The organism is Aquimarina aggregata, assembly GCF_001632745.1.
GTDB classification, from domain to species: domain Bacteria; phylum Bacteroidota; class Bacteroidia; order Flavobacteriales; family Flavobacteriaceae; genus Aquimarina; species Aquimarina aggregata.
Window position 1 is genome coordinate 1 of record NZ_LQRT01000033.1, and the last position, 2,540, is coordinate 2,540.

Annotated in this window: 2 protein-coding genes; both read right to left on the bottom strand. The window is 34.1% G+C overall.

The annotated features are described in order from the left end of the window. A partial coding sequence (locus AWE51_RS18290) for a BNR-4 repeat-containing protein (RefSeq protein WP_157766170.1) occupies positions 1-1,511 on the bottom strand: 1,511 nt, incomplete at its 3' end. A gap of 79 nt (positions 1,512-1,590) precedes the next feature. Further along, positions 1,591-2,540, bottom strand: a 950-nt coding sequence (locus AWE51_RS18295; protein WP_157766171.1) for a T9SS type A sorting domain-containing protein, incomplete at its 5' end; no start/stop codon positions are given.

The window sequence follows — 2,540 nt, forward strand, 5'->3', positions numbered from 1 at the left end:
CCCCAAGTGAAGGGAGCATTTACCTCCTGACGAATAAAATCTCCGTCTACATATAATTTTACATTACTAATAGAACCATCATTATCAGATGCATTTACAGTAACTTCGAGTTCATCATATCCTTCAGGCAAACTAATATCTCCTGAAGGAGAAACAAAAGAAATGTTTGGCTTTTGATTAGGAACATCAACTAACTCTAGTTTCAACCTTAAATAGTGTAACGGCAACTGATCACTATTTTTTTCTTCTGAAACAATAATGTGCAAGTAGCCATTGGCGTATTCATAAACCATTTGATCAAATTTTTTGCTTCCTGACCATGTATAATCTGTTCGCCAATTACTTTCACCTTCTTTGGTACTTCTAAGTTGAATTTTTCCGTTAGTCTTTACTTCTATACTATATACTCTTCCATCATCCCCAGGAAAATTAACAGATGGGGAACCTCCTGAAGCTTTAATCACTTCATCAGAATTCGGTTTTGTGTAATAATGAACAGTTCCTCTACCAGGAATTCGATTCGTAAAATGAACTGCTTTGTTTTTAGAAACCACAAAATTGGGAGCACTAGTCATTCCATTGCTTCCATTTGGTAAAGGGTCAGCAATTTTAAATTTATTCATCTCTGTAAGTCCTTCAATTGGTGTAGAAATGTTTTGCCCCTTGAGATTTTTCCACGTATCTCCTAATCCATTATCTCCTATTGCAGCATAGTAAAACCCCTTGTTAAACTCAACATTGTCTCCTTTTATGCGAACAGAACATCCTAAATATAATTGATCAAAAAAATATCTAAATCCTCCATATTGATTAAATTCAGGATTTTCATTGTTTCCTCTCATTACTAATTGAGTATCCGACCAAGAATTTCCATCGTACAGGATAATATACTTATCTCCTTGTCTAGATGTTCCTAAACGATACTCAACAATTAATTCACCATTCTGGTTTACTTCTGTGTTAGGATATGTGAATCTGGATATCACATTTCCTGGTTTAAAATAATTTCTTTTGGATGAAAACTTATCTAGCGTAAAGTCGGAATCTGGAGCAAACGCGATATTTTTTTCAGAAAATCTATATTTTAATTCGCTAGCATGCATATCATACATTAAATGAATCGTTCCATCGATTGGAGAAACTCCTAATGCTGCAACTCGATGAGAATTACCAGCTCCAGAACTATATAAACTAACCTTATCAGGAAACTGTATAGTAGCCCAAGTATTGGATTCTATGTGGAGTCTTGATAACATTAAATTTCTATTTTGCATACCTCCTTTATACCAGGTTAAAAACAGATACCCATTTACTAACTGCAAACAATCTCCTTTGGGTGATATATTTCTATTAAAACGAGCGGCTGGCTTAGCGGGATCAGCATACCAAAACTTTAAAGCGTCTTGATTTAGCTCCTGGTGTTTTTCTAGACTTACTTGTGCTATTGTGAAACTATTTACGCAGGTAAATAAGATAAAAAGCACTGTAACAATTGGTTTTAAGTGATTCATAGTGAACGATATTATTAATTCTTTTTTAGTTAGTTCATTACTAGGATGTTTCTGATAGTCTGAAACATCCTAGTAAATTTTATTTTTTCATAACCAATATTGATTCCTTAAACCTTACTGATTTAACAATTAAGAAATAAGATCCTGTTGGTAATTCTGAAACATCGATAGTTTCTGTTTCTTTATCAGTAGTAAACTCCTTAACTATTCTACCTTCTACACTTATTAACTGAAGTGTTTTTAATTCTTCTGACATTCCTGAAACTGTTAAAAAAGAATCCAATAAAGGATTAGGAAAAGCTTTAATCTGCGAAATGTCAATTTTTGGATTCGATCTATTACAGTTTGGTGTTGTGCCAGAATTGCTAAAATAGATCGTATATTCTTTAGATTTGGAAACCATTACAAAATTATCTCCATCTCTAGCTACCCAATAAGAACCATCTAATCCATCAAAACCAGTATTCCTTAATGTAACTTCCGGGTTTGAATTCAGTAATTGAAAGCTCATGGAACCTTTAAAATCTATATACCAATCCGGAGATCCATTATTTGTATTAATAGCAAACTGATACAATTCATTGTCACCCGGCACCCAATTAATCGTGAATTTTCTGAAGTTTCCTAATTTGGGCCCGTTATCTCCTAATACATGTACATTAGAATATGTTACCTTATCCATAGCACTTAAACCACTATTTATTGGCGCTCCAAAGGAACATATATCTCCGCCACCTGAATCTGTTCCTCTTACTGTAAGTGTAAATGTTGCTTGATTGGTTGCTCCATCATTATCCGTAACAATCGCTTTAAATGTATAAGAACCTGTACCCAACCCATTTATTTCTTGAGGGTTTGGAGAGGTATCATGACCCCATTCGTATGGAGCATTAACTTCTTGACGAACAAAATCATTATTTATATACAACTTTACATTAGCCACAGTTCCATCGGAATCAGATGCATTTACAACTGCAGTAAGATCATATCCTTCATCAACCGTAATGTTTCCTGTTGGCAATGCAAAGG